At 31.0% G+C, this 23,827-nt stretch carries 23 protein-coding genes and 1 pseudogene; 8 read left to right on the top strand and 16 right to left on the bottom strand.

The window, feature by feature from the left end:
* Positions 1–231: 231 nt before the first annotated feature.
* Entirely contained in the window at positions 232–864 is a 633-nt protein-coding gene (locus HT586_RS00620; protein WP_203545984.1) for a hypothetical protein, read from the bottom strand.
* A gap of 235 nt (positions 865–1,099) precedes the next feature.
* Here HT586_RS00620 and HT586_RS00615 point away from each other — a divergent pair, with 235 nt between their 5' ends.
* The 3 genes from HT586_RS00615 (at position 1,100) to HT586_RS00605 (ending at position 5,004) form a co-directional block, all read left to right on the top strand.
* Complete coding sequence (locus tag HT586_RS00615) at positions 1,100–1,678, top strand: TetR/AcrR family transcriptional regulator (RefSeq protein ID WP_203545983.1); 579 nt, start codon at positions 1,100–1,102, stop codon at positions 1,676–1,678.
* Positions 1,679–1,793: 115 nt separating this feature from the next.
* A complete protein-coding gene (locus tag HT586_RS00610; RefSeq protein ID WP_203545982.1) occupies positions 1,794–2,594 on the top strand; it encodes a hypothetical protein in 801 nt (266 codons plus the stop codon).
* 1,186 nt (positions 2,595–3,780) lie between these two features.
* Positions 3,781–5,004, top strand: a complete 1,224-nt coding sequence (locus HT586_RS00605; protein ID WP_203545981.1) for an aminopeptidase — start codon at positions 3,781–3,783, stop codon at positions 5,002–5,004.
* A gap of 776 nt (positions 5,005–5,780) precedes the next feature.
* Here HT586_RS00605 and HT586_RS00600 read toward each other — a convergent pair.
* From HT586_RS00600 to HT586_RS00530, 15 genes and pseudogenes are all read right to left on the bottom strand, one after another.
* On the bottom strand, positions 5,781–6,752 hold the full coding sequence (locus HT586_RS00600) for a hypothetical protein (protein WP_203545980.1): 972 nt from the start codon (positions 6,750–6,752) through the stop codon (positions 5,781–5,783).
* 91 nt (positions 6,753–6,843) lie between these two features.
* Positions 6,844–7,347 (bottom strand): GNAT family N-acetyltransferase, encoded by a 504-nt coding sequence (locus tag HT586_RS00595; RefSeq protein ID WP_203545979.1) that lies wholly within the window; start codon positions 7,345–7,347, stop codon positions 6,844–6,846.
* A 263-nt stretch (positions 7,348–7,610) separates the two neighbouring features.
* Positions 7,611–8,072 (bottom strand): 8-oxo-dGTP diphosphatase, encoded by a 462-nt coding sequence (locus tag HT586_RS00590; protein WP_203545978.1) that lies wholly within the window; start codon positions 8,070–8,072, stop codon positions 7,611–7,613.
* Positions 8,073–8,339: 267 nt separating this feature from the next.
* Positions 8,340–8,714: an HIT family protein gene (locus HT586_RS00585; RefSeq protein WP_238999269.1), complete on the bottom strand. Its 375-nt coding sequence runs from the start codon at positions 8,712–8,714 to the stop codon at positions 8,340–8,342.
* A gap of 172 nt (positions 8,715–8,886) precedes the next feature.
* Positions 8,887–9,420, bottom strand: a complete 534-nt coding sequence (locus HT586_RS00580; RefSeq protein WP_203545977.1) for a tetratricopeptide repeat protein — start codon at positions 9,418–9,420, stop codon at positions 8,887–8,889.
* Between the two features lie 160 nt (positions 9,421–9,580).
* Complete coding sequence (locus HT586_RS00575) at positions 9,581–10,357, bottom strand: SDR family oxidoreductase (RefSeq protein WP_203545976.1); 777 nt, start codon at positions 10,355–10,357, stop codon at positions 9,581–9,583.
* Between the two features lie 34 nt (positions 10,358–10,391).
* The gene (locus tag HT586_RS00570; RefSeq protein WP_203545975.1) at positions 10,392–11,327 is read right to left on the bottom strand and encodes an alpha/beta hydrolase; all 936 of its coding nucleotides are present in this window, start codon (positions 11,325–11,327) and stop codon (positions 10,392–10,394) included.
* Positions 11,317–11,928, bottom strand: coding sequence for a type 1 glutamine amidotransferase (locus tag HT586_RS00565; protein WP_238999267.1), 612 nt, complete (start codon positions 11,926–11,928; stop codon positions 11,317–11,319). The genes HT586_RS00570 and HT586_RS00565 overlap by 11 nt, the downstream gene beginning before the upstream one ends.
* 92 nt (positions 11,929–12,020) lie before the next feature.
* Positions 12,021–12,443 carry a cytidine deaminase gene (locus tag HT586_RS00560; RefSeq protein WP_203546514.1) on the bottom strand — a complete coding sequence of 141 codons (423 nt, stop codon included), beginning with the start codon at positions 12,441–12,443 and terminating at the stop codon, positions 12,021–12,023.
* Positions 12,444–12,530: 87 nt separating this feature from the next.
* Positions 12,531–12,959 (bottom strand): annotated as a pseudogene (locus HT586_RS00555) (GNAT family N-acetyltransferase); the annotation flags it as partial.
* A 79-nt stretch (positions 12,960–13,038) separates the two neighbouring features.
* Positions 13,039–13,599 carry a hypothetical protein gene (locus HT586_RS00550; protein WP_203545974.1) on the bottom strand — a complete coding sequence of 187 codons (561 nt, stop codon included), beginning with the start codon at positions 13,597–13,599 and terminating at the stop codon, positions 13,039–13,041.
* 96 nt (positions 13,600–13,695) lie between these two features.
* Complete coding sequence (locus HT586_RS12375; RefSeq protein ID WP_238999265.1) at positions 13,696–14,652, bottom strand: hypothetical protein; 957 nt, start codon at positions 14,650–14,652, stop codon at positions 13,696–13,698.
* 134 nt (positions 14,653–14,786) lie between these two features.
* A complete protein-coding gene (locus HT586_RS00540; protein ID WP_203545973.1) occupies positions 14,787–15,953 on the bottom strand; it encodes an AlbA family DNA-binding domain-containing protein in 1,167 nt (388 codons plus the stop codon).
* A 53-nt stretch (positions 15,954–16,006) separates the two neighbouring features.
* A complete protein-coding gene (locus tag HT586_RS00535) occupies positions 16,007–17,236 on the bottom strand; it encodes a hypothetical protein (RefSeq protein ID WP_203545972.1) in 1,230 nt (409 codons plus the stop codon).
* Between the two features lie 116 nt (positions 17,237–17,352).
* Positions 17,353–18,516, bottom strand: coding sequence for a hypothetical protein (locus tag HT586_RS00530; protein ID WP_203545971.1), 1,164 nt, complete (start codon positions 18,514–18,516; stop codon positions 17,353–17,355).
* Between the two features lie 747 nt (positions 18,517–19,263).
* Between HT586_RS00530 and HT586_RS00525 the strand changes: the two genes are divergently transcribed.
* From HT586_RS00525 to HT586_RS00505, 5 genes are all read left to right on the top strand, one after another.
* Entirely contained in the window at positions 19,264–19,614 is a 351-nt protein-coding gene (locus HT586_RS00525) for a hypothetical protein (protein ID WP_203545970.1), read from the top strand.
* A 27-nt stretch (positions 19,615–19,641) separates the two neighbouring features.
* Positions 19,642–20,895 (top strand): DNA polymerase, encoded by a 1,254-nt coding sequence (locus tag HT586_RS00520; protein ID WP_203545969.1) that lies wholly within the window; start codon positions 19,642–19,644, stop codon positions 20,893–20,895.
* Positions 20,879–21,466 carry a hypothetical protein gene (locus HT586_RS00515; protein ID WP_203545968.1) on the top strand — a complete coding sequence of 196 codons (588 nt, stop codon included), beginning with the start codon at positions 20,879–20,881 and terminating at the stop codon, positions 21,464–21,466. The genes HT586_RS00520 and HT586_RS00515 overlap by 17 nt, the downstream gene beginning before the upstream one ends.
* On the top strand, positions 21,453–21,767 hold the full coding sequence (locus tag HT586_RS00510; RefSeq protein WP_203545967.1) for a hypothetical protein: 315 nt from the start codon (positions 21,453–21,455) through the stop codon (positions 21,765–21,767). Before HT586_RS00515 ends, HT586_RS00510 begins: the two co-directional genes overlap by 14 nt.
* An 80-nt stretch (positions 21,768–21,847) precedes the next feature.
* Positions 21,848–23,722 (top strand): DUF927 domain-containing protein, encoded by a 1,875-nt coding sequence (locus tag HT586_RS00505; RefSeq protein WP_203545966.1) that lies wholly within the window; start codon positions 21,848–21,850, stop codon positions 23,720–23,722.
* The last annotated feature ends 105 nt before the right edge of the window (positions 23,723–23,827 follow it).

Below are 23,827 nucleotides of genomic sequence, written 5' to 3'. Positions count from 1 at the left end.
ACGTACGTTCCGTGCAGTATGCTTCAATGTATCGGTAGAGAGTGCAGTTAATTCATAGCAAAAAAAGACACGCCAAAATTGACATGTCTATCGCCTCTATCCACAATTATTATTTTACATGCAGAAAATCTTTCAAAATATATGATCTTAGCTTTGTTCTTTAAACTTCTTTAATCAAAGCAATTAAATAATCATCATGATTGTAGTATCTGTTTTATTGTTTATATTGAATTATTCATTGGTCGGATGATTTAATTCTGCAGGTGTAGGTTCTAAATAACTTTCAACGCTCATTTCTTCAACAACCCAAGAACCCCACATTTTTTTATAAGAAATGACAAGTCTATCACTGTAAATTTTCAAAATACTACCGTTTATTTTATGGGAACTTCTAGCTTTACCTATATATTTTTCGATTTCAGTTACTGAAACTCTTTTGTTAAAAGATAATAAAATATTTTCAATTTTTGCTTTTTTATAGTTATCAATCGTATGTTTCGATCCACTTTTTAACACGACGTTATATTTATTTGGGCCAGAAATTTCATTTTTATTATAAGCATATTCAACTTGAATAAAATCTTTATTTTCAAGAATCTTTCTTTGCTCTGGTCTACCTACTTTATTCTCGATATCTTGATATGTCGAATTGAAACCAATCTTTTTGCCATTTGAAGTCGTTAAAGTAAGTTTCCCAGCTTTCATCGCTTTCACTGTAGACTTACTTTTTAAATTAGGTAACTGTATAACATTTGCCTTTTCATTAGTAGATTTAGCCTTATTTGTATTGGCATGCGCAACCATTGATCCTGTACTCGTCACTACTAACGATGAAACAACTAAAGCGCTCAGTATTTTTTTCATGTCCGTACCATCCTTTTCCAACTTATTGAGATACCATCAAATTAATTATATGTTAATATTTTCTAAATTACAATGCACACATAAATAGTATTGCACATATTAAAAAGGATGTTTATTGGTTGCTCTTATATTGTTAAAAAAGATTCAATAAATTATATTAGATAGACAAGCTAATTTATTATAATATTTATTTATTAAATTTATAATGGCTCTATAAAACAAATGTGAGGTATTTATGGAATATCAAGATAGAAGTTATCTCAATTCTAACGATCGTCGTGTGAAAAAAACAAATAGGGCATTAAAGGCTAGTTTAGACGAATTACTTAAAACAAAAGACTTTCATAAAATAACGGTACAAAATATCATTGATCTAGCTGATATCACAAAATCTACTTTTTATCGTCACTATGCCGATAAATATGAGCTTGTTGAACACATTATAGAAAATGAACTTAAAAACTTTTATATCGAGGAAAACAGTATTAAACAAGCGCTAACAGAAAACACTTTGATTAATATTAAATCATTCATTCTACGTCTTAAGCCATATCGCTCAATTCAAAATAATAATTTTAGTGTCGATTCACTTATAAAATCTTGGTTAGCAAATTATTTTGAGACAATTTTAAGAAATAATGACTTCAATTCTATCTCAAATAAAAAGGTGAATGCCAGATTATTAGCTGCTTGTATTCTAGAATTAATAGAATTGTATCAAGAAGATATCTTTACTATTTCAACGCATAATATACAAGCCATATTAAGAGATTTAAATACTATTACATATCAACTTGGTCAAAGAGATATGTGACTATTTCTTTGATTCGTCCCTTTTGGTACGAATCAAATTTTCTGTCATACCTACTAACTTCTATTTCCACATATAATGAATCTATCAAATAACAAATAAAAGGTAGGTAATTAAAATGACAAAATATCCACAAATCAAAATTAATATGAACAATGAAACCATCTCTTATGAAGAAATTAATCGTTGGGCTGTAAAGAGAGCAGTACATGTGTTACAAGAAATTTCTGAATTAGGTGGCGAATTATACTTAAATGATACGCTATTAAACCCTCTTAAATTACATGAATTATCAAATGAAGAGTTACTAAATGCATGTGCTGAAACTAAAGTTAAGTTAGGCTTTGAAAAAATTCAATCTTTATATTCAGATTTATTAGCTCAAGGTGCACAAATGTTTAAAGATATTCAGCAAAATAAAAATTCTAATAATTTAAAAGAAACTCATGTTCAGGTTGAAGTTGATGGTGTTGATCCTTCAATGATCGCAAAAATGATTACAACAGATAGTCATGATGACTTAAATATTAACGTGGCATATGGTTTACACCCTGAGCACTTTATATTTAAATTACATGGTACTACACAAGAAGTAATGGAGAATATTGGAACTTATAAATTCCCATTACACTTCAAATTAGAACTTAAAGATCACAATGTTGAAGCCCCTGGAGAATTAAGAAGCGATGCGATAGCAACAACTTTAGCTAAAGTCTATTTAATTGATGATGGCTTTGATACTGGTGTTTATGCCATGCACCAATTCATCAAAAAAGATAATGGCATGATTGTTGATTTAGGTTTATACGTACCAGAGAATACGCCGGATGAATTCTTAATTGGGCATAGAGAGCATTTTGCAATTGAATTTGGTAACTTATTCAAAAATATTATAAATATGATGAATCTCCAAAAATAAAAATTATAAACTCCCATCCTAAGTATATTTAAACCTTAGAATGGGAGTTTATAAATATATCTTTTAATTATCTTTCATTCGCCATCATTTTTATAAATTTATCATTTATGATACGACTCAGCGTATCGGTTAAGAGTGCGGTATTTTATATATTTTGAGACTTTCTATTGTTTATATCAAAGATATGCATTACTTATACAATCTTTTTACTTTCATCAATACTTATAGCAAATAATTTATTCCCAATTACTTTACTATAATAATATCTAAACGGCATAGAACAATCTAACTTAACTATACCTTGTCCATTCACATTCATAACACCAAGTTACCTTCTTACAATCTTTCCTGATTTATTAAAAACATGTCCAAAAACATAAATGATAGTATCTTTTTCCGGATTAATATCAACAGCTTTATCTTTATTATTTTGAAAATAAATAATGGAAGAGGAATTAATAAACTTATAAGTAATGATATATATATTCTAATATTAGGCATCGACTTTCTAGAACTAACTACATAAATTTCATTATATTGGACTAAATCATGTGAAGTAACATGAGTTCCACCATCAGTGTCTAAATTATAACTACGATGTGCCCAAACTTTATATACTAATAAAGAACAATACCATTTTGATGATTGATTTTTAAGTGCGATAATAGAATAAGGTTCTAAGTTTTACATTTCAGCTTAAACTCTAGTTTAAATATAATCCTATCCATCAGCTCTTTTAATCTGTAATTGATTATAAGTTCTATAATCCGGCCTCTATTTATTAGGACTTAATTTAACTTTATCCCCCATAGCTTCGTCAATACAATTGTTATTAAATCTAACAATTGCTGCGTGACCGTGTTGAGTACTTGATGTCTTATTATCATAAGTAACTAAAATATCTCCTACTGTACCAAGTTTACTAGAACTAGTTACTCATTTATTAACTTAAGTAATCTTCGAGATAGATATTAATGTCACTTGAATCCAATAGTTTGATTCAAATTATTTACTTCATTTTCATGTTATAATAGATTTAATATTAATTAAGGATGTGGGACATTGAATACTTTAATAAATAATAATAGTACACGCTATCTCGAGGTTAATTGGTATATTAGTTAAAGTAAACAAATAATTCTCGATATAGTTGCCATGGAATAAAAAATACTGGAGGCTTCTTAAAGTGAATTATTTAGTAAATTATGCAGAAATATTGGTAGATACGGCTCTGGAAATAAAAGAAAATCAATTGTTATTTATTCGTGCAGATGTTGAATCAGCACCTTTAGTGAGATTGGTCGTGGAATTAGCATATAAACGTGGAGCAAAGAATGTTAAAGTAGCTTACAGTGATAGTGAAATCCAAAGATTAGACTATACTTATAAGGATTATCAGACATTTAAATCTATTCCTCAATACATTATTGATGAAAGAATGGAATATGCGAATTTAAGATCGGCACAATTAGTAATAGAATCTGAAAGCCCTGATATCTATAATGGTTTAGACTATAAAAAGATTACAACACATATGAGTTCCAACAAATCTGCTTTCAGTAAATACTTTAAAATGATAAGATCTGATGAATTAGTATGGACAGTAGCAGTATTTCCATCTAAAAAATGGGCTAAGTACGTTTTTCCTGATGATAATGATGAAGTAGCTTATGAAAAACTTATGCATGAGATAATTAATGCAGTAAGAGCGAACAATCTAGATTCTTCAGGAAACTGGAGAAAGCATATAGAACAATTGACAGCAAAAGCTTATTATTTAAACTCTAAGCAATTTAAAACTTTAAGATTCACTTCTGAAAATACTAATTTAGAAGTAGGACTAGTTAATAACCACATATGGAAAACTTCATTTAACAAAACTAATACTGGAGCATCCTTTATAACAAATATCCCTACTGAAGAGATATTTACTACACCAAATAAGTATGAAGTAAATGGAACTGTAATGACTACTAAGCCTATAAGCTATGGTGGTCAAGTTATAGAAGATATCGAATTAGTGTTTGAAAAAGGGGAAATAATTAGTTTTGATGCTAAAAAGGGAAGAGAATTACTGAAAGAATTTATTTTCAGTAACGAAAATGCTCAATATTTTGGTGAAATAGCATTAGTTTCTGAGGATACTCCTATTGCAAACTCAAATATTTTATTTTCTAATACTTTGCTAGATGAAAATGCATCTTGCCATTTTGCTTTAGGAAATGCATACCTTAACACCATTAAAAATGGATCTCATTTGACTGAAGATGAAAAAAATCAACAAGGTATTAATCACTCCATGGTTCATGAAGATTTTATGTTTGGCAGTAAAGACTTGAGTATAATAGGTATATCAAGAAATGGAGAAGAAGAAGAAGAAATAATGAGAGAAGGCATTTGGACATTTTAAAGAAACATAATTTTGAATAATGAATAACAAGACTCTAAATAACTGAAGTGCACCCCTAAAGTTGAAGCTAAAAATTCGACTTTAGAGGTGTTAATAATGTACCTGAATCTACAATTCAGTTATTAAAAGGCGCTATGACAAATGAATAATCTGGTAATACAAAGAACCTTTCATTCCATCTATTTTAAAAAATTTTTAAAGTAGTCAACTGGTACTTTTGTTGCATCTAATTTATATATTTTTCTGAGTAATTATATGCACTTAAAATATTTAATTCATATCTAACTAGGAAACAAATTGAACTCATTTTGAATTGCTCTTTCTAAGAGGAAAGCTTCCAAAGGACTATCACAACTTATTGCATATCTCCTACTGAAATCAAAGTCAAAATCATTATCTTTTAAAAATTTTCGCCCGGATATTTCAAAGTTTTTTCTCCCTATGTTTATATCGACATTTAAATCGATATCTATACTACCCATCTTACCTGTTTTAGTAACTCCTACTATAATTGGTCTTGATTCTTCTCTATTATTTTTGTAGCATTTTATATAAACTATATTTGCTAATTCTGACCATTCATTTGCAAGTCTATTTTTCCAACGGTTATAAGGAATTTCTGCTCCAACAATACTAAATTAAACTAGTTCTTTCTTATAAGTATTATTCAAATATTTTTTGATTTCTTCTATTTTAGTATCTCTTTTTATAAATTCAGAAACATATATATCCCAAGATTGATCCAAACCTTTCAAAGTATCACTCCTTACAAGATATTAATACGGAAGCTTTGTAATACTAACCTTTGTACCTTCAAATGAATGATTTTTCAATAGTGATTCAATTTTAGTTTTTTTATCAGCATTATCTCGATTTATGATTACTTCCTTAAGCATCTCTGATGTCATTTTACAAACAGCAAATGGTTTATCGTTCATTTGAGTTTCAGGATTTAAAGAACTATCACTATTTATATTTTGTATAATATATCGAATTTCTTCCTCTTGTCTTAAATATGGATTTTTAAAAAATAGAGAGAAGAAATATAATGCTTGTACTATACCTGAAATCACTTCCGACATGTCTGGTGAATCATACTTAATATTGTTATGTGCAACAATCCATGCTCTAGCTAATTCTTTAATATAATCGAGTTGTATTTGAAGATTATATTCTACTTTTAAAGGAAATACATAAGCATTTCCAATAGTATATTCATCAAGTGTCGATCGTCCTCTCGAATAATATTCACCAAGATTTCGCATTATTTCTGAGTTTTCAAAACCTAAGGCAAGTTCACCATAGTTTGACAATGCCTGTGAATAATTATTTTCACTAAAACTCCAAACGTAAGTATCATAAGGTAACTCAGTGTTTAACCTTTTCATCATGGAAACAACATCTTCCGGGGCATTCAAGTTTTTTAATTCACTTTCCATTAACTCATAAACATATTTCACTTCTTTGGTATCATTCATATAGTGTATAGATCCAATTAAGAATTGCTTAGATGCTATAATTTTTTCAAATGCTTCAACATTAGTATAATGGTATAAGTTTTTTACCACTTTTGGATCAGCATAAAATTGACGAGCAATTATTTCTGGTTGTACACTTCTATAAAATTTAGAATTTACATCATAACAGTCATTTAATAATTGTAAACCATCTGTATTCATAGATAGCACCATTTCTTTTGTATTTCTAGGTACACCTTTACTTTTTAACAGTTCATTTAATTTATCCATAAATTCTCACCCCACTATTAGAACTATTATGCCTATAAATTCATCGTATGATTCAAAAATAATTTATTATGACATTAATTACAAACCCTTTCTATTCTCTGCTGGCTCTTTGAACAATATGATGCACACCATTCTTTTCAAATACTTTATGTTGCTTCATTCCTATTTTTGTAGCTACCTTTTGAGAAGGTAGATTATCTATAGTTGAATATGAATATATTTGTTCAAATCCCAAAACATCAAAAGCATATTCCATACATGCTTTCGCTGCTTCTGAGGCATAACCTTTGTTACAGTATTCTTTGATAATATGAAATCCTATCTCGGGTAGAACCTCTCCATCAATATTTTGCATCGTTATACCACAGTCACCTAAAAAAGTCCCATCCTCCTTCAGAATAACCGCCCATAGACCACAATTATATATAGCATAATTTTCGATATTCCACTTAATCCATTCTTCAACCTCATGCTCATTAAACGGATGATCGTAAAATTGCATAGATATAGGATTAGAGAGGACTTTAGCTAGATTTGCTTTGTCATCTTCTCTTAACTCACGTAGGATTAAACGTTCCGTTTCTAAAATAACCAAATAAATCACACTCCCTAAAAAGTCTGTATTGTATTGCTAGTTTGCATCTCTATATTCTATTATCTTTTTTTGACTATTAAATTAGTTGCTAAATATTGTTTTACGAATTTACCTTATTCATTAGTTTATTATGTCATCAGTTTTAATAATAAAGTTATACATGTAATCATACTTTCAATGAAAAACTCCCTACTGACAGTTAAATAACTTAATTGAAAATAGGGAGTTTATTCTAAGTAATTATTTATTTCTATGTTTATGACTTAATATAATTTAATATCCCAATGCTCTCCATCCTCATTCAGCTCATAAAAAAATTCTGATAGCTCTGGATTGATAAATATTTCGTACATTTCCATAAAGTCATTACTTAATTTATAATGTTTTAATTCCTCCTTTTTTATCCAGAATACCTCTCCTTCTGATGACGATTGCAACTCACCTGTAAAGTCAGTTGTTTTATAGAGTAGAACGATATACCTCTCATCTGATTCAGTTATAAATTGTTTAATCCCACATAGTTTAGGATTTCGAACAGTTAATCCTGTTTCCTCCAGAACTTCACGAACGACCGAATCATGAAAGGATTCACCCACTTCAACATGCCCTCCAGGAAATGTTACACCTGGCCACGCTTTACCTTGTCGATCCTGAACTAATATATAATCATCAGATCGTTCTACCATACACATATTCGTAATAATTGTCATCTTTGCTCTACTCATCATATCTCCTCATCTCATTCATATTTAATTCGGTTATAGTATTTATTATAATAACCAAAAATAGGATCAGCAGTATCAACTATATACAACATAAATTTTCTATTTTTTTAAAAGTCATTTTTTATAATAAATATTAGCATATCTCTCAAGACTGCGGTATTTCCTAGGAAAAAACCTCATTACTTATGATAACTTTCACCGTATCGGTTAAGAGTGCGGTTTATTATAAATAAAGTCGATATCATCCTTTTGATATCGACTTTGCTTTTATATATTATACAACTGCTCAAGTTCGTTTTTTATCTTATTTCTAATTTCATCATGTTTATCAGCATTATAAGCCGTTTCTTCATTAGACCAATTTGATGCATCATATGCCCACACTGGCATATACTTAACAGACTCGTCTTCCCATTCATATCTTGGAAATAAATTTGCATGAAGAAAGTGATCTTTATTGCCTAATATTTCGTAATTCACTCTTGTAGGATTCAAAGCTTTCATCATAGCATCGCCAACTAAACTCATGTCTAATAAGTAATCTTGTCGTTCTTCTATAGTAAGATCATTTAATAATTTCACTTCTCGTTTCGGAAGTAATACACAATAACCCGGAAGAAACTGAACATCTCCAAAAACCACGTAGCTTCCTTTTCATTCTTTTATTACCATTGGATTCGTACCATTCTTTGCTGATAAGATTCTATTTTCTTTCCAGTGCATAACTTATCTCCTCTACTGTTTCATAAAATTTCTCCCAATACTACTAGGATTTGAGCACATATTTTAAAATCAAATAGGTATACAAATTCTATTAATTGTCTTTATACTTTTTCGGTGACCAAGTTTCATCTAAATGATTAGCATAAAATTTTAATGGCTTGTTAAAAAATTTAATTTTTTCGTCGTCACTAGTATCCACTAAGTTGTTTAATGTAATCTCTAATGCTTCCTTATAATTACCCACATTATAATATGCGATACTTAGAAATGTCTGTAGCGCCTTATTGGTCGGATAAAGTTTAACGCCTGTTTTAAGTACTTTAACTGCCTTTTCATATTCACCAATCAAACGATAAGAACTGCCAAGACCTAAATAACATCTTTCTAAATCGATTGTATTCAAACCTAATTCAATCGATTTTTCATAGTAGGGAATTGCATCTAATGTAAAACCTGCATTATCAAAAGAAACTCCTACGTGGTAATTGACATCAGGATTATTTTTATTAAGTTCTAATAACTCGAATAACATTGTTCTTGATTGTGTAATAAGTTTTTGATTGTCTTCAGCTCTTCCTTTTTCTCTAAGTACTATTGCTTCATTTAACTTTTCAAAATTCTCCATGTTATCTCCTCTTTTTATTAATATAAGTTAGAGAATTTTAAGCTATAATTTCGACACCATGAAATTGATAATCATATTATTCCTCCTTAAGCGAACTGATTTTCCGTATACATAGGTGGTAAACGACCTTTCTATCACTTAAACTGAAGTTCATTGCTACTTATCTTACAAATCCACCCTCACTATTTATAATTTGGCCGGTTATCCATGAACCTTTATCAGATAATAAGAACGTAATCAAATTAGCTGTATCTTGAGGGTCACTTAACCTTCCAAATGGAAAGCTAGTTTCAATCCATTCACTTAAGTCATAACCATCTAAATATCCGGTATTAGTTACACCTGGATTAATCGCATTCACAGTAATATTTTTATTCGCTAAATCATGTGCTAAAGATTTAACTATTTCTTTTAAAGCTCCTTTGGATAATGCATAGCTTATTTCATTGGGCATAGGACCTAGGGTTTGACCAGAAGTCATGAAAATAATTTTACCTCTATTTTTTTGATCGTGCTGTTTAACAAATAACTTGGACAGTAAGATACTAGATTTCGTATTAATTTGCCAATGCTTATCTAAATTCTCAGATGTAGTTTCTAATAAATAACCGTCATAACCTGAAAGGGCATGATTACAAATAATATAATCCATTGTCCCATTTTGTCGCATAAATAATTCAATTTCATCCACAAACGAATCATTTTCAAAATTGACATGAATATAATTGAATTTTGCTCCTTCAATAAGTTTTTGCTTAATCCCAGTACAAACGTTCTGAAAATCCTCTGAAGTTTCACTACTCTTAAAATATTGAATAAAAATTGATGCTCCTTGTTTCGCACACTCTAAAGCAACAGCATATCCAATACCACGTGTTGTACTTACACCTGTTATAAATATACTTTTATTCTTCAACGGTAACTGGTTCACGTTCATAGTGCTTCCTCCTTATAGATGTGATGATTTTTAGTTATAAATCCATAAGTCCCTTCCTTAATGCTGTAATTGATTCTGCTACTGCTCTTTTACTTATTTCTGAGTCAGGAACCATTGCTTCAAATTCATGATATCCACCAGGATATAAATGAAATTCAACTGGAATACCAGCTTCGGTTAATGCTTTTACATAGTTCATCGTCTCATCTCTAAACGGATCAAGTGAACTGACTGTCGTATACGTAGGTGGTAAATCACTAAAGTCTGTTTCACGCATTGGTGCAGCATACTTCGGTGTATCTCCTTCAACACCTTTAAGATACATAGACCATGCAAATTGGTTCAATTCCTTACTCCATACTCTCTTATCATTAAATTCATTACTTGAGTATGTTGTGCATCTATCATCAATCATTGGAAATAACGGCAACTGAAACCTAATTTTTGGCCCTTTACGATCTCTTGCTAGTAATGATAGTGCTGCTGTAAGACCACCGCCAGTACTTCCTCCGACTACTGCAAGTCTATCAACATCAATATTAAGTTGATTTTTATTTTCAACAATCCACTGAAGTGCAAGATAACAATCTTCAATAGCTGCAGGATATGGATTCTCTGGTGCTAATCGATAATCAACAGATACTACAACACAATTTATGTCTTTTACATAACGTGCACACTTAGCATCATTACCCTCTACCGAACCAAACATATAACCGCCACCATGAATGAATAACACGACCGGTAATGTATCAACCTGGTTCACAGGAGCATAGATTTTTAGTCTAACTTGTATATCCTCCTCATCATACTCAGCAAAGTATTCGTTCTGCGTAATCGCTTCATCAATATAAGGCTGAATTAACAGTTTATTAGCTGTTCGGATTGAGGGAAGCTTTTCTTCCGACAAATCCATGGGTGTCAGTTTCTTAAATGTTTCTAGTAATTCTTTATGTACTCTACTTTCCACTTACACGACCTCCACTTATGTAATTCACCATACTCAGTAATACTTTCTGATTTTCAGCAGGGATATCATATGTCATAATATCTTCCTCTGTATTGTTTAAAACGTTACCAGTTATATATTCACGATCCGCTTCCACCAAATCACTTAACGTCTCTTTTGTCGTTTCCATATGGAATTGTAATCCAATCACATTTTCATTATAGATAAAGGCTTGATTCTCACAATGCGTTGAACTGTATAGTCTCTTTGCTTTATCAGGTAATGTGAAGGTATCTCCATGCCAGTGCAATACATCTAACTGTTGTGGCAGGAATGAGTAATCATTAGTTTGTTTTTTAATAACACCAAATCCTACTTCTTTTCCTTTAGAGTTTGGATATACTTCTCCACCAAGAACTTCTGCGATTAACTGAGCACCGAGACATATTCCAAGTAAAGGCTTATTATTGTGTATCAAACCTTTAATTAATGTCTTCTCATGATTAAGCCACGGGATATCATCGTGTACACTCATCAGACCACCTAGCACAATAAGCAGGTCGATATCCTTTTCATAAGGTAAAATATGATTTTTTTTCATATAAATTAATAACTTTTGCATTCAATGCTTCGAGAATACCTGGATTCTCAAAAGGTACGTGTTGCAATATGTATATATTCATTCAATTGTTCCTCTCTATTTACAATTAGATTTTATAAATCCTCTTTATATTCGATATCATTATATGCATTTGTCCAGTGAAACGGTTGTAACTCTCTTAATGACTTATATTCTAAATTGCTACTATCATTAGTGACAGCCACCTTAACATTGTTACCCCAATAAAGTAATCTTTCTTGACATGTACCACATGGTGTTAACACTTTAAATTCACTATTCTCATCATCTCTTACTACACAGATACTATGTGTAATAATATCATCAAATTTATGAGCTTCTAAAATTGCACCTGTTTCAATACATAGTTCTGTTGAAGCATTGATAACCTCGGGAGCTACTGAAATATAAATTTCACCTTTCTTGGAATACATCGCTGCAGCTCCTCCCCATCCTTTAGGGAAACGTTTAACAATAAAAGATTTGGCTTCATCAAATAATTTTTGTTCGATACTCATTTTAATGCTCTCCTTTTCTTTGGATGCTGTTTGAACGATATGTTGCAAACCATTCTTATCAAATATTTTAAGTTTTTTCAATCCTATCTTTGCTGCTACTTTTTGAGAGGGCAAGTTATCAATCGTTGAATATGAATATATTTGTTCAAATCCTAAAACATCAAAAGCGTATTCCATACATGCTTTCGCCGCTTCAGTTGCATAACCTTTATTACAGTATTCTTTAATAATATGAAATCCAATCTCAGGCAGTACTTCTCCATCAATATTTTGCATCGTTATACCACAATCACCTAAAAAAGTCCCATCTTCTTTCAGAATAACCGCCCATAGACCGCAATTATAAGTAGCATAATTTTCGATATTCCACTTAATCCATCTTTCAACCTCATACTCATTAAACGGATGATCGTAAAATTGCATAGATTCAGAATCAGATAATACTTTAGTGAGACACTCCTTATCTTGAGGATACAACTTTCGTAATATCAATCGTTCGGTTTCTAATATTGTCATATAATTCTCTCTTTCTATTTAAGTTGAATATGGAGTACTCATAAAAATAAACTGTGAATGAAAATAATTGATTAATAATTTATACAGCAGGAATCCAGTAATTACTCCAAGTTTCTTTATAGAGATACTCTTGTCCTTGTTCTGCCGGAATAAACTGAATCAATAATCTTATAATCAAAAAATGTGCCGCTAATATAGTAACCGCATTCCTCAAATTTCCTTTTTCAACATTATGGATTCTGTCATGTTTTATTGCTTGATAATCTTCCCACCAACTTAAATTTCCGTATTTTTGACTAGCATTTAATTTTTCAAATGGTGTAACTCTGACATGGTTATAGTCGTATACATGAATACTTGTTGATACCGTTTCAACACCTTTAGTTGTTAGTTCTTTTAAAACACTTGCATAATCACTCATTTGATAATATTTCTTCTTTGAAGGTATCTTCATATTCCTTAGTAATTCTTTTAAGATAGAGTCAATCTCAGAACATGATAGCAGAATTATAGAAATAAACTCGTCCGAATAGCATAACTCATTGTCTTTAGTATGGGTAACATACTGATTGGTAGCTATTAGTTTGTTTTCAATAGATTTGTAATAAGTCCAATGCATCGAAAATTTATTCGTTTCCATTTCTCACCTCATTAAATTTATTTATTTCAAGCCCATTAAAATATGATTCACGATAATACTCTGCATTATGTATTAGATGTTACATTTGCTTTCTTATCATTCCCAATCTTTATCACATAATTCTTTAGCAATTTGTTCAGTCGTTAAGTTATGATTATTCAAAATTTCATTTACATTAAAATACTTAACACCCATCGATCCACCTTTAGATGTTTTCTTGTAGTCAGTCTCTATAAAGTCTTCAGTTAAGTAATAATAATGTGGTTCATCTAATAAATTAGTCCACTTTTCTTTTCCAAGCACCATTATTTTATTTTTAACTATTTCATACTCATCAGCCAATAACTCAGTACCTACAGGATAAACCGTCTTCAAGGATAATGATCCTTCCTTTATTTCCGTCACTATTACTTTATCTACTTTTCCAATAGCTTTTATTGCTTTGTCTTTATATAGCCCGATGTATTCTATCGGCTTGAAACTGTAACCTCTCTTTTCAGCAGGGTGAAAGTAAATATTATATTTAAGGTTATCACCAAATGAACTACCTGAAAGACACATTCTCATCCTTCCCTCAATATCATCTAATAAGTTTTCAGATTGAAGGTATTCAGAATATGCTTCAATTAAGTCTATCAATTCAAATTCTCTTGTTTCATCTATTACTTCATAAATCTTATCGATGATATCCTTAAATCTTAAATGGACATGTTTAATTTTATTCATTTTTTGTGCATCTAATGTGTTATTCTTGTGCTCGATAGCTTCATCTATCATCAGCTTATCTGACACACTAAGATTATATTTATCTAGAGTCAAAAAAATCATTAAATCTTCATTATCAAAATAATTTAAATGACCCTTTATCTGTTCATCTCTAAATATTGCACCGTTACCTTTAGTCTCTACAATTATTTTGTTAGAAGATTGGTGAATCATACCATCAGGAACACTATTATAACCACTTAACTTGATTTGATTTTTAAATAACGGAATCACAAAATTATTATCTTCCGGTATGCTCTCTCCTTGTATGTTCCATATAAAATTCATATATGCCCTTTCAGAAATCCTTCTGATATTACTTATAAAAAATATGAAGTTAGCTGTAATAACGTTCTCTTTGCTATGGTATTGTTGAAATATATAGTTACTCATGATAAATTTCCTCCCAAAAAGTATTTATTTTAATAATTTTTATCTATTAACATACCTTCTTCTGTATAAATACCTGAACTTTTAAACCCAAATGCATTTGCAAGACTAGCCATTAATGGATATAACGCATCATCAATGTCTTCAGTTATATACGCTGGCAAAGAGTTTATTATTGATCTTGGGAATGGTTTGACGGGATTTAGCTCAAAATCACCAATACTTCTTTTATTTTTTATATTTATTAATGTCACAAATATTTGAAATGGTTTTGAAACATCTAGGGCCTCAATAGTTTGAATATACTCAATAAGCTTATCAAAAAGTAATTTCTCAAATTTCTTCCAATCATAAATCCCACTTTCATTCGCAGACTGGGGTTTGTAGTTCATCATCCTTGATTCTACAACTTCTATACTTCCATTATGAAAAAGCTGAGTGTAACCATTTAACTTTTCTTCATATGAATGATATGCAGTCATCAAACCATCCATATTATAAGTATATTGTCCTTCCATGTCTGGTGGACTAAATAGTTTAATTTTTTTATTATTCGCTACGTCACGAATATTTACATAATTATTTCCTCTCATACTCAATTCAGGTATTATGTGAATAACCATGGCCGACTGTCCCTCTAAGTCACCTATGATTTCTCCACCTAATAACATGCTAATTCTTTCATTTTTAAAATCATTAATCTTGTTTTCAATATAAGATTTATTTTCAAATGCATTTTTCATGTCCTGATAAGACATTGGAATGGTTAGATTTCCATATCGGATGAATAGTTCATCTTTACTACCATTATTAATTGCATGAGGTTTATTGAGACTCATGGGTATATCAATTTTAATCACGTTTTTATCTTCAATAGTATCATGAGTACATTTAACACCATGTACTACCGGTTTAATTTTACTAGATAGTAACTGTCTAAAAGACTGTTCCCACATTTCAAATCCGTCTTTTGAAATTCCAACATCATTCAGTTTGTTTGGGTTATGATTCTCATCTTCACCAACACCTAATACTATTGTCCCACCTTCTGTATTGGCAAAAGAACTAATAATTTTCATCAATTTGGTTTTATGGTTGTCACTTAAATCTTGAAATTTGCCATTATTAAAACTGTATTCTTTGTATTCTAACTGCTGTCCTTCAGATAATTTATTATCCCATATTTCCTGTGCATTCATCTTTTTTCCCCTTTGCATTATCAATATATTGCTCTAAGTTTTTGTACCTTTAATCACCACCGTCTATACTTAGATGGATCATAGAAATCAACATCGTTTTCTTTCATTTCATTTAATAAATACTTTACTATTTGTTCATGGTTTCTATCACCTAATGATTTATCAACCTTATCAGCATCTTTCAACCAAGCTAGCGTCTCTTTATACCACATCATCTCTTCCATTGTTGCATTCTTTAACTTGTATTGCTTGATATATTCGGTTAATGCTTTTATTTCTTTGTGTAACTTGTACTCACTGATTAGTGATTTGATATTATTAAATTCAGCTTCCCTACTTTTTCTTAATTGTTCAGCTTCTTTACGTTTACGATCTTCCTCGTTCTGCTTTTCAATATATTCAATCTCTGCATCATGCAATAATTGAGGTAATTCAAAAATTCTCTCAAAAATCTTCTTAAGTAAGGTGTCATGGTCATCTGTACCAGGATACTCTCTATTTATTCCATAAACATTATTACTCCACGGATATACTCCAATGAGTTCCGCTTTGAAATAACCCGTATTGATATAATCATATCTAGAATATCGATCATCATCTCTTTTGACTCTTTTCGTCTTTTCTTTAAATTTTAATTTTATTTGGAACATATTCATTTTTTCGAACATTATATCGTTTTTCTTTACTTGTTTGTCTTTGCGATGTATTTGAAAATTTATGTATTTTTCATCAACACTAACCTTAAATTTTAAGCTCTCGACCGCTCTAAATAAAGTATCACAAAGTTTATAAAAATCAGATAATGCTTCTTTTGAAATATGGGAGGCATTCAAAACTTTCATTGATTCTGAACGGTAATAACTATGACCCCAAGGATTCATTTCCGCTTCCCTTTTTCTTCTTCTTTCAGATGTCAGGTAGTCTTTATGTTTAGTAATGATTTTATGATGACGCTTAACCTTGTCTGGTATTTTCAAGTCCATGTATACATTATAAATCTCTTCTATTTTATCATCATCAAAGTATGACCACTTATTTGTTATTTTAGTTTTTTCGCTAAGTTTCTCATCTATCTTAATTATATAATCTTCACCTTCTATAGGTGTAAGTGTACCAATAACACCTCTTCTGTAATCATATAAATACTTAGAATCAGGTAATGGAATATTATGTACCTCTATGACTTTCTTCAGATTAGTAAACTCGATATTATGTTCCTCAGCAAACGCAGTTCGTGATTTTGTCCATAGCTCCTTATAAATATCAAAACGATTCATCTCCATATTAGACACCCCTAACACATTGTATTATTACAATAAATGTAGCATGTGAATATATAAAAAGTCGAACTGCAACTAAATGCAGTTCGACTTGATAATTTTTGAAGGATTATATATCGTCAAAAAACATGTACTTCGGTTTCTTGATTGATATTATTAAAAGTTAATACATCAACTTTTTTAAAATCATCACTTAGGTAAGAAGTTTGTTTAATTAAGGGAATAATCGTTTTATATTCACATTCAATCATTTCAGCTAGCATATCATTATAAATATATTCCTCATATCTCAACGGTCCTGCTATATTCAGTACATGACGAGGAGGTTCTAATATTAAGTAGTAATCTTGCAAATATATAATCATTGATTGCACTAATATTGAACTTAGCTCTATTTGCGTTTCTTTTATTAAACCTAATATCGCATTATTCACTTTGTTAATTTCAGTTAATACTTTTTCTATAAAATCATTAATAGTTTCATGATTATAATTATCGAAATATTCGTTCATCCGTCTAATTAACTGGATTCTAGCTATAGGAATGGGAACATCCATTAATTGAATTTTTAATTTCTTGAATAGTGTTTCCCTCTCGCTCTTACTAGTTCTTTTCCTATGTGGAAGATTCGAATTAAAATCAATATTCTTCCTTATAAATTTACAAAACTCAGTAAAAAATATAAATCCATTGTCTTCTTGAATTTGTAGAACACTTTCAACTTTATCAACAATGTTTGGATACATCATTGCTTCTTCATAATAATAATTATATATATCATGTGATTCTTTATAGTTAATCGCGATTTTTTCGTTAATTATTCGCTTTTTATTAGAAGCAGTTATTATATTACTCTTTTTCAAAGCATTTATCTTGTATGTTAATTTTTTTTGATACTGGTTTAGTTCTTTGATTCTCTTATCAGAACTAATAGTATAACTTAAATCTGCTCTAGACAATTTTAAAGCCATTAATGATTTAAGTTGGTACTCATTCATTATAGGATCATTCCGAAACTTTTGTTCGCTATTATATAGTGCTCTTAACTTATTAAACAGATTCAAATTATTGATATGGGTATTAAATTTCTTAATGTTTGCTTCCCTTGTATGATCTACTAATTCTTCAATATCAACTTCTTCGAAAATATCGTATTTATCCATGAATTGTTTCCTACTAATCGTTCTCCACTGGTGCCTTAATCTGTTCAAGAACATAATAAGCTCAATCTCACTTAAAACTTTTTCAAAATCGCGCTCAAAGTAGTAATCAGCAAACTCCATATACATCTCTCCAAAATGATATTAATATGTACAAAAAATCCAGCTATTTTACTCCATAGAGTAGGTAAGCCTATTCTTGATAAATTAGTAATAGAGAAACACAACAACATGTGTTTTCTTAAGCTATTTATAATAGCTTATTACCATAGGTTAGACATGTCAAATGTTATTTGGAGGTGGAGCAATTGTCAATCGTGAGAAGTTTAGTGTTGACGTATCTTTACAAATTGATGAAGACAATATTAATTCATTGTCTGTTGTCTAAAACTTAACTGCTTTAGATGTTGTTGTATTACAACAACAAATGATTTTCCCATGAATTCTATTGGCGAAGTCATTAATCTAGTGCACTTTGACAACTAAATATATGAGGTTAAACATCGTTCAGATGTCTGGTGAAATCAGAATCTAAATTCAATGAATTAGTTCTTGAGGTCTGAACAGCAGAAAATATGCATACATCATGATTGATTATGTTACCAGCAACACGTTTATAATATCGAAATCAGTCAACTTTGCTTAGACGTAGTATCTCAACAACCTCAAGTTCAGATGAATAGACCTAATACAATACATTCGCGATTAAATGAGGTATTAAATTTTAGATTAGCCAAAAATTTAAACGCATCCAATGATTTAAATGTATAAATCAGGGCAATTTCAGGGTGTTACAGTTTCAATTGTTACTCAAAAAGTAGTAGCATTCAAACAATTTTCAGAAAAGGATGATTAAATTTGAGAAATTTTTTGTGGAAAAAAGATAAATTCAGCGTTGTAACGGGACTTAGTAAGGTTGAGTTCGATGAAAATACGGATATGGTTGAAATTAATTTTACTGCAAAAAGAGAAATGTCAGTAAAAGCTTACGATCTATTGAAAGACATGATTGATTATGTCGATAAATTACCTCGTGACACCTTTTTTTACGTAGATGATGTGCTATCTGCAACATGTATTGATGAGTATGCTGAGGCTTATGATGAGTATGTATCTGAGATACTAGATGCTTTTTATTTATATATGATGGCCTATTTAAATTGTGAGTTTGTTAGTAATCCAGGTGAATTAATTGAGGCGGATCTCTTATACAAATATTAATTTTCATTACAAAAAGGAGTATCTCTTATGATTCAAAATATTTTATTGGTACCTACTAGCATTCGGGATGATGATTTAAAAGGTCATCTCCCGGCATTATTAAAGGCGAATAAAGCATTTCAATTACTGTACGCATTAGAACAGTCGTTTTGTAGCGAAGTGTTATCAACACTTACTGAAAGATGTGTTTATATCGATTTCAAATGGATGATAGACCAGCATCATGAATATTACCAATTCTTAAACACATTACAAGTTCAAATTCCATCGTTAACACACTGCGATGACGTGTATTTAAAAATACAAATTTTGAAGTTGTTAGAAGAAGATGGTTTAGAGGTAACTACTGATTTACATTTATTAAAACAGTACAGTACTCAGCATCATCTTTATATGCAGCTTTATCAACTTATTAAGAAGCAAAAATTCTATAAGCAGTGGGTTATGAAGCTACAACCGTATAAGACTGAGGATTCAAAAAGACTTAGATTACACGGTACTTGGCGTTCAAGCACCTCTTATACAGGTAGAATCACAGCTTCCAAAGTAAACTTAACGGCATTACCTAATGCGATGAAGCCTTATATTGTACCTTCATCTCAAGAATCGACAATATGGTCAATCGACTTTGTTAACGCTGAATTAAGGTTTTTGGCGCTATATTCGGGTGATAAGCAACTGCAGAAGGATATCGCAGAAAAAGTGGATATCCACGAAAAAATAGGCAGCATTATTCATCAACAATTTAGTACCCATTCAGTGAAACCGCAGAGTGTTCGTAGTATTGCGAAAACGTTTATATTCGCTATGTTATATGGAGCCGGTAGTAAGACTTTAGGTAGCATTTTAAAAAGTGGTGGATATCCTATTGACAATAAAACAGTGAAAGTAGTTCAAAGTGCTATTTTTAGTTATTACGAATCACTTGAACAATACTTCAGACTAGTTGAAAATGACGTCTACATTAGAACTTTCTTTGGATACGTAAGTCCATTGGTAGCATTATCGAAAACTCAGAAGCGTAACTTCGCGTTACAATCTTCGATCGCAACTGCTATTAAATTACTTTCATTAATTGTCAGTGATTTAGGATTAGAGATCATTAACATAATACACGATGAAATATGGATCGAGGTATCTAATGAATTACAATCCGACTGGTTCTCTGACTTGGAACAGAAATTCAAAGATACCATCAACAAATTTCACCCTGATTTTTGTTGTGAATCATTCTTAAAAATAAAACAAATCGGAGGAAGTACAAATGACAAAATACAATAGAAATTTTATAAAGGATTTAGTTCCACACGGCACTGTAAGATTTAAGATTAACCAGGCTAGTTCAAGCTCACTGAATACTGTCAACGGTGTTTCAGAGATTATTATGTTAAATATCACGTTAACCAACATTCAAACTGGTGATCAAAAGGTGTTGACGTCGTATAAACTATTCGTCAGCGAAAAGCCCTTTTCTAATTTCGCACAGTTCTTAAATGAATATTTAGATAAAATTGACGACAACGGTTTTTCCTCTCCTACTCAATTGGTTGGTAAAACAGGTAAAGTCGAATACTTCAGAAACAAAAAAAGTTACGATGATTTGAGATCGTGGAATTTCGATATTCCATCACCAATTGCACAGCAACAATTGGCTCAACATATACAAAACAATACATTTAACCAATCGAATGGTTTTGATCGCACTGACATCAGTAGCAATTCAACTCCATTTCATAATGGTCTATATAATCATTTTGAATCACACGGAACATCAGTGAATACTGATGCTCCAGTGATTGAAAGTGCACATTTTAATTCTTTCAAGGAGGAACATCAGAATGATAACTACTAACAAAGTACAACAAACGTTGTCGAAAAAAGCTGTTAATAATACAAGTTTGATACAGGCAGTAAATGAAATGACAATACACTTAAATGCAGAATATATAGTGTGGAAGCTTGATCCAAGTAAACCATTTTACAAGTTCAGTATGCGTGACATTAAACAAAATGTTCGGGCTGTAGCTACTTTAACAAATGGTGAAAGACGTTGTCTTGGCAAAATTCTAGTTGAGATGGTGTCAACTATTCCAAATAACATCAAATCACTTGGACCAAACAGTGCCAATCATCAACAGTACGTTTTTGTTTAGTTCGAATTTGGAACAAGGTTCAACACTGCAATCATAACGCAGTGTTGGATTCTAATATTAATTAAAGGTGGAAGCAAAAAATGACAAATAATATAACGATTTATCCATATACTTGGACTGGAACTGGTTTATATAAAACCGTTAAAAAGAAAGATGATGAAGCCTTAGAGAAATTGTGTCCTAATATCATAATTAGCAAGCGATTTTTAGATCCCCTCAGTGGCGATGAATCATTAGAGATAACAAATGGAGAAGTGGTAGTTAAAGAACATGCCAGCATACTAAATGTAAAGAATATACAGAAGTTGGTTGAAAAAGGGTTTACTCTCAATCCTATGAAAACGTCTGAAATATCATATGCTTTGCAGTTGATGCGTGATACTTTGCCTAAAGTAATCGAATACCCTTCTGTAGGTTGTATTGTAACAAAGACCGGTGAACAATTTACACTTTTAGAAGAGACGTTTGCTGCTGATAATTTTCAGGGTTTAAGACCCATTACATCTTCAAAAATTAATATCAACGCTAAAGGAACATTAGATGAATGGATTAAAATGTTTCAAAATGAAGTACTCGGGACACCGCTCCTTGAACTCGCCACAGCAGTGGGTATAAGTGGCTTGATTAACTCTTACTTATTTAATAATGGTATAACACATATTAATTCATTATTCTTTCATTTTGTTGGAGACTCAAGCTCGGGAAAGACAACCAGCGCTATGTTGGCACTCTCTACGTCTGGAAGTCCTGAGAAAGGCAAAGATAGCTTACTAAAAAGTTGGTTAGCAACACAAAATGGAATAGTTCAATCCCTAACCGACAATTTCGGTGTTCCTTTTGCATTCGATGAACTTTCAATGTCTGATATTACTAAAATGACTTCTTTGATTTACTCTATTACTGAAGGTGTAGAAAAGTCGCGTTCGAATCAAGATGGTACCTTAAAATCCGTGAGAAGGTGGAACACAGTAATTATTTCTACAGGTGAGTTTTCTTTGCTTAACAATCCAAACACCGATAAAAATAACGGATTAAACGTTAGGGTTATTGAGCTTAATGGCACTTGGACAAAGAGTGCTGCAAATTCCGATGAGATTAAGAGAGTTGTAAAAAGTAATTACGGTCATATACTGGCTAACGTTGCTAATAAATTAATTAACAATGACATCGAAGTACTATCAGAGTCCTTTAATAGTCATAAAAACTGGTTCAAGGAAGCTCTGAAAGAAGATAAATCCAATACTGGTACTCGAATGTTAGATACTTATGCAGTCATCATGTTATCAGTCAAATTTTTAGAATCCATCCTACAAGAAGAAAATTTAGGGATGAAGCTTAAAACAGATGATATCAGACAAATATTAGTTGATTACCATTGGAACACAGTTACTAATCGTGCGATGCATGAAAAAGCGCTAGATGCCATCGTACAGTTTGTTGCTAAAAACCGTAGTAAGTTTTCTACAGGTAACAAATTAACAAGTTATACAGATAATTATGGATTGATTAATTTAGTATCATCTACCGTGGAAAATTCACAGCGCTATATTCAGATAGATATCTTAAAAGATTCTTTCGGGAGGCTAGTCCAAGAATATAATTTTCAAGATGTAAACGTGGTTATTAACGCATTAAGGGAAGAAGGATATTTAATTCAAAAAGAGAAAGACCGTTTAACCAATCGAACTAGAACTAGAGATAGTGAGGGTAATGTAAATATCCTCCCATTTTATAGCATCAAAATGGATTCATCATATGCCCAGTTACTTAGTTTAGAAGAAACAACTTATTCCAATGATCAAAACATAACCTCCCCTTCTTCAAAAAGCATGAAAGCTCCTCAAGAAAATGTACATAAAAGGCCTACTGAAACCTCAACACACAATAAAGCTAAAGAAACCATAGAAGGTTTTCTTGCAAAACAAGATGGTCACAATATATTCGAAGGTTTGTAAAGGAGAGGAAAAACAAGCATGGATGAACTGATTGAGTTACTCACGACACTTGTTCTCGAAGAACTGGAACGTGACTAAATACTTTAGCCTAACGAGAATTCGTTA

Source organism: Macrococcoides bohemicum (genome assembly GCF_016865215.1).
In the GTDB taxonomy this organism is placed as follows: domain Bacteria; phylum Bacillota; class Bacilli; order Staphylococcales; family Staphylococcaceae; genus Macrococcoides; species Macrococcoides bohemicum.
Note: the sequence above shows the minus strand (reverse complement) of the source record. Positions and strands in the feature narration are given on the sequence as shown.

Coding starts and splice junctions, on each gene's coding strand:
- HT586_RS00620 (WP_203545984.1), bottom strand. CDS start 864: ATGAAAAAAATACTGAGCGCTTTAGTTGTTTCATCGTTAGTAGTGACG.
- HT586_RS00615 (WP_203545983.1), top strand. CDS start 1,100: ATGGAATATCAAGATAGAAGTTATCTCAATTCTAACGATCGTCGTGTG.
- HT586_RS00610 (WP_203545982.1), top strand. CDS start 1,794: ATGACAAAATATCCACAAATCAAAATTAATATGAACAATGAAACCATC.
- HT586_RS00600 (WP_203545980.1), bottom strand. CDS start 6,752: ATGGATAAATTAAATGAACTGTTAAAAAGTAAAGGTGTACCTAGAAAT.
- HT586_RS00590 (WP_203545978.1), bottom strand. CDS start 8,072: ATGAGTAGAGCAAAGATGACAATTATTACGAATATGTGTATGGTAGAA.
- HT586_RS00580 (WP_203545977.1), bottom strand. CDS start 9,420: ATGGAGAATTTTGAAAAGTTAAATGAAGCAATAGTACTTAGAGAAAAA.
- HT586_RS00575 (WP_203545976.1), bottom strand. CDS start 10,357: ATGAACGTGAACCAGTTACCGTTGAAGAATAAAAGTATATTTATAACA.
- HT586_RS00565 (WP_238999267.1), bottom strand. CDS start 11,928: ATGCAAAAGTTATTAATTTATATGAAAAAAAATCATATTTTACCTTAT.
- HT586_RS00560 (WP_203546514.1), bottom strand. CDS start 12,443: ATGAGTATCGAACAAAAATTATTTGATGAAGCCAAATCTTTTATTGTT.
- HT586_RS00550 (WP_203545974.1), bottom strand. CDS start 13,599: ATGGAAACGAATAAATTTTCGATGCATTGGACTTATTACAAATCTATT.
- HT586_RS12375 (WP_238999265.1), bottom strand. CDS start 14,652: ATGAATTTTATATGGAACATACAAGGAGAGAGCATACCGGAAGATAAT.
- HT586_RS00540 (WP_203545973.1), bottom strand. CDS start 15,953: ATGAATGCACAGGAAATATGGGATAATAAATTATCTGAAGGACAGCAG.
- HT586_RS00535 (WP_203545972.1), bottom strand. CDS start 17,236: ATGGAGATGAATCGTTTTGATATTTATAAGGAGCTATGGACAAAATCA.
- HT586_RS00530 (WP_203545971.1), bottom strand. CDS start 18,516: ATGGAGTTTGCTGATTACTACTTTGAGCGCGATTTTGAAAAAGTTTTA.
- HT586_RS00520 (WP_203545969.1), top strand. CDS start 19,642: ATGATTCAAAATATTTTATTGGTACCTACTAGCATTCGGGATGATGAT.
- HT586_RS00515 (WP_203545968.1), top strand. CDS start 20,879: ATGACAAAATACAATAGAAATTTTATAAAGGATTTAGTTCCACACGGC.
- HT586_RS00510 (WP_203545967.1), top strand. CDS start 21,453: ATGATAACTACTAACAAAGTACAACAAACGTTGTCGAAAAAAGCTGTT.
- HT586_RS00505 (WP_203545966.1), top strand. CDS start 21,848: ATGACAAATAATATAACGATTTATCCATATACTTGGACTGGAACTGGT.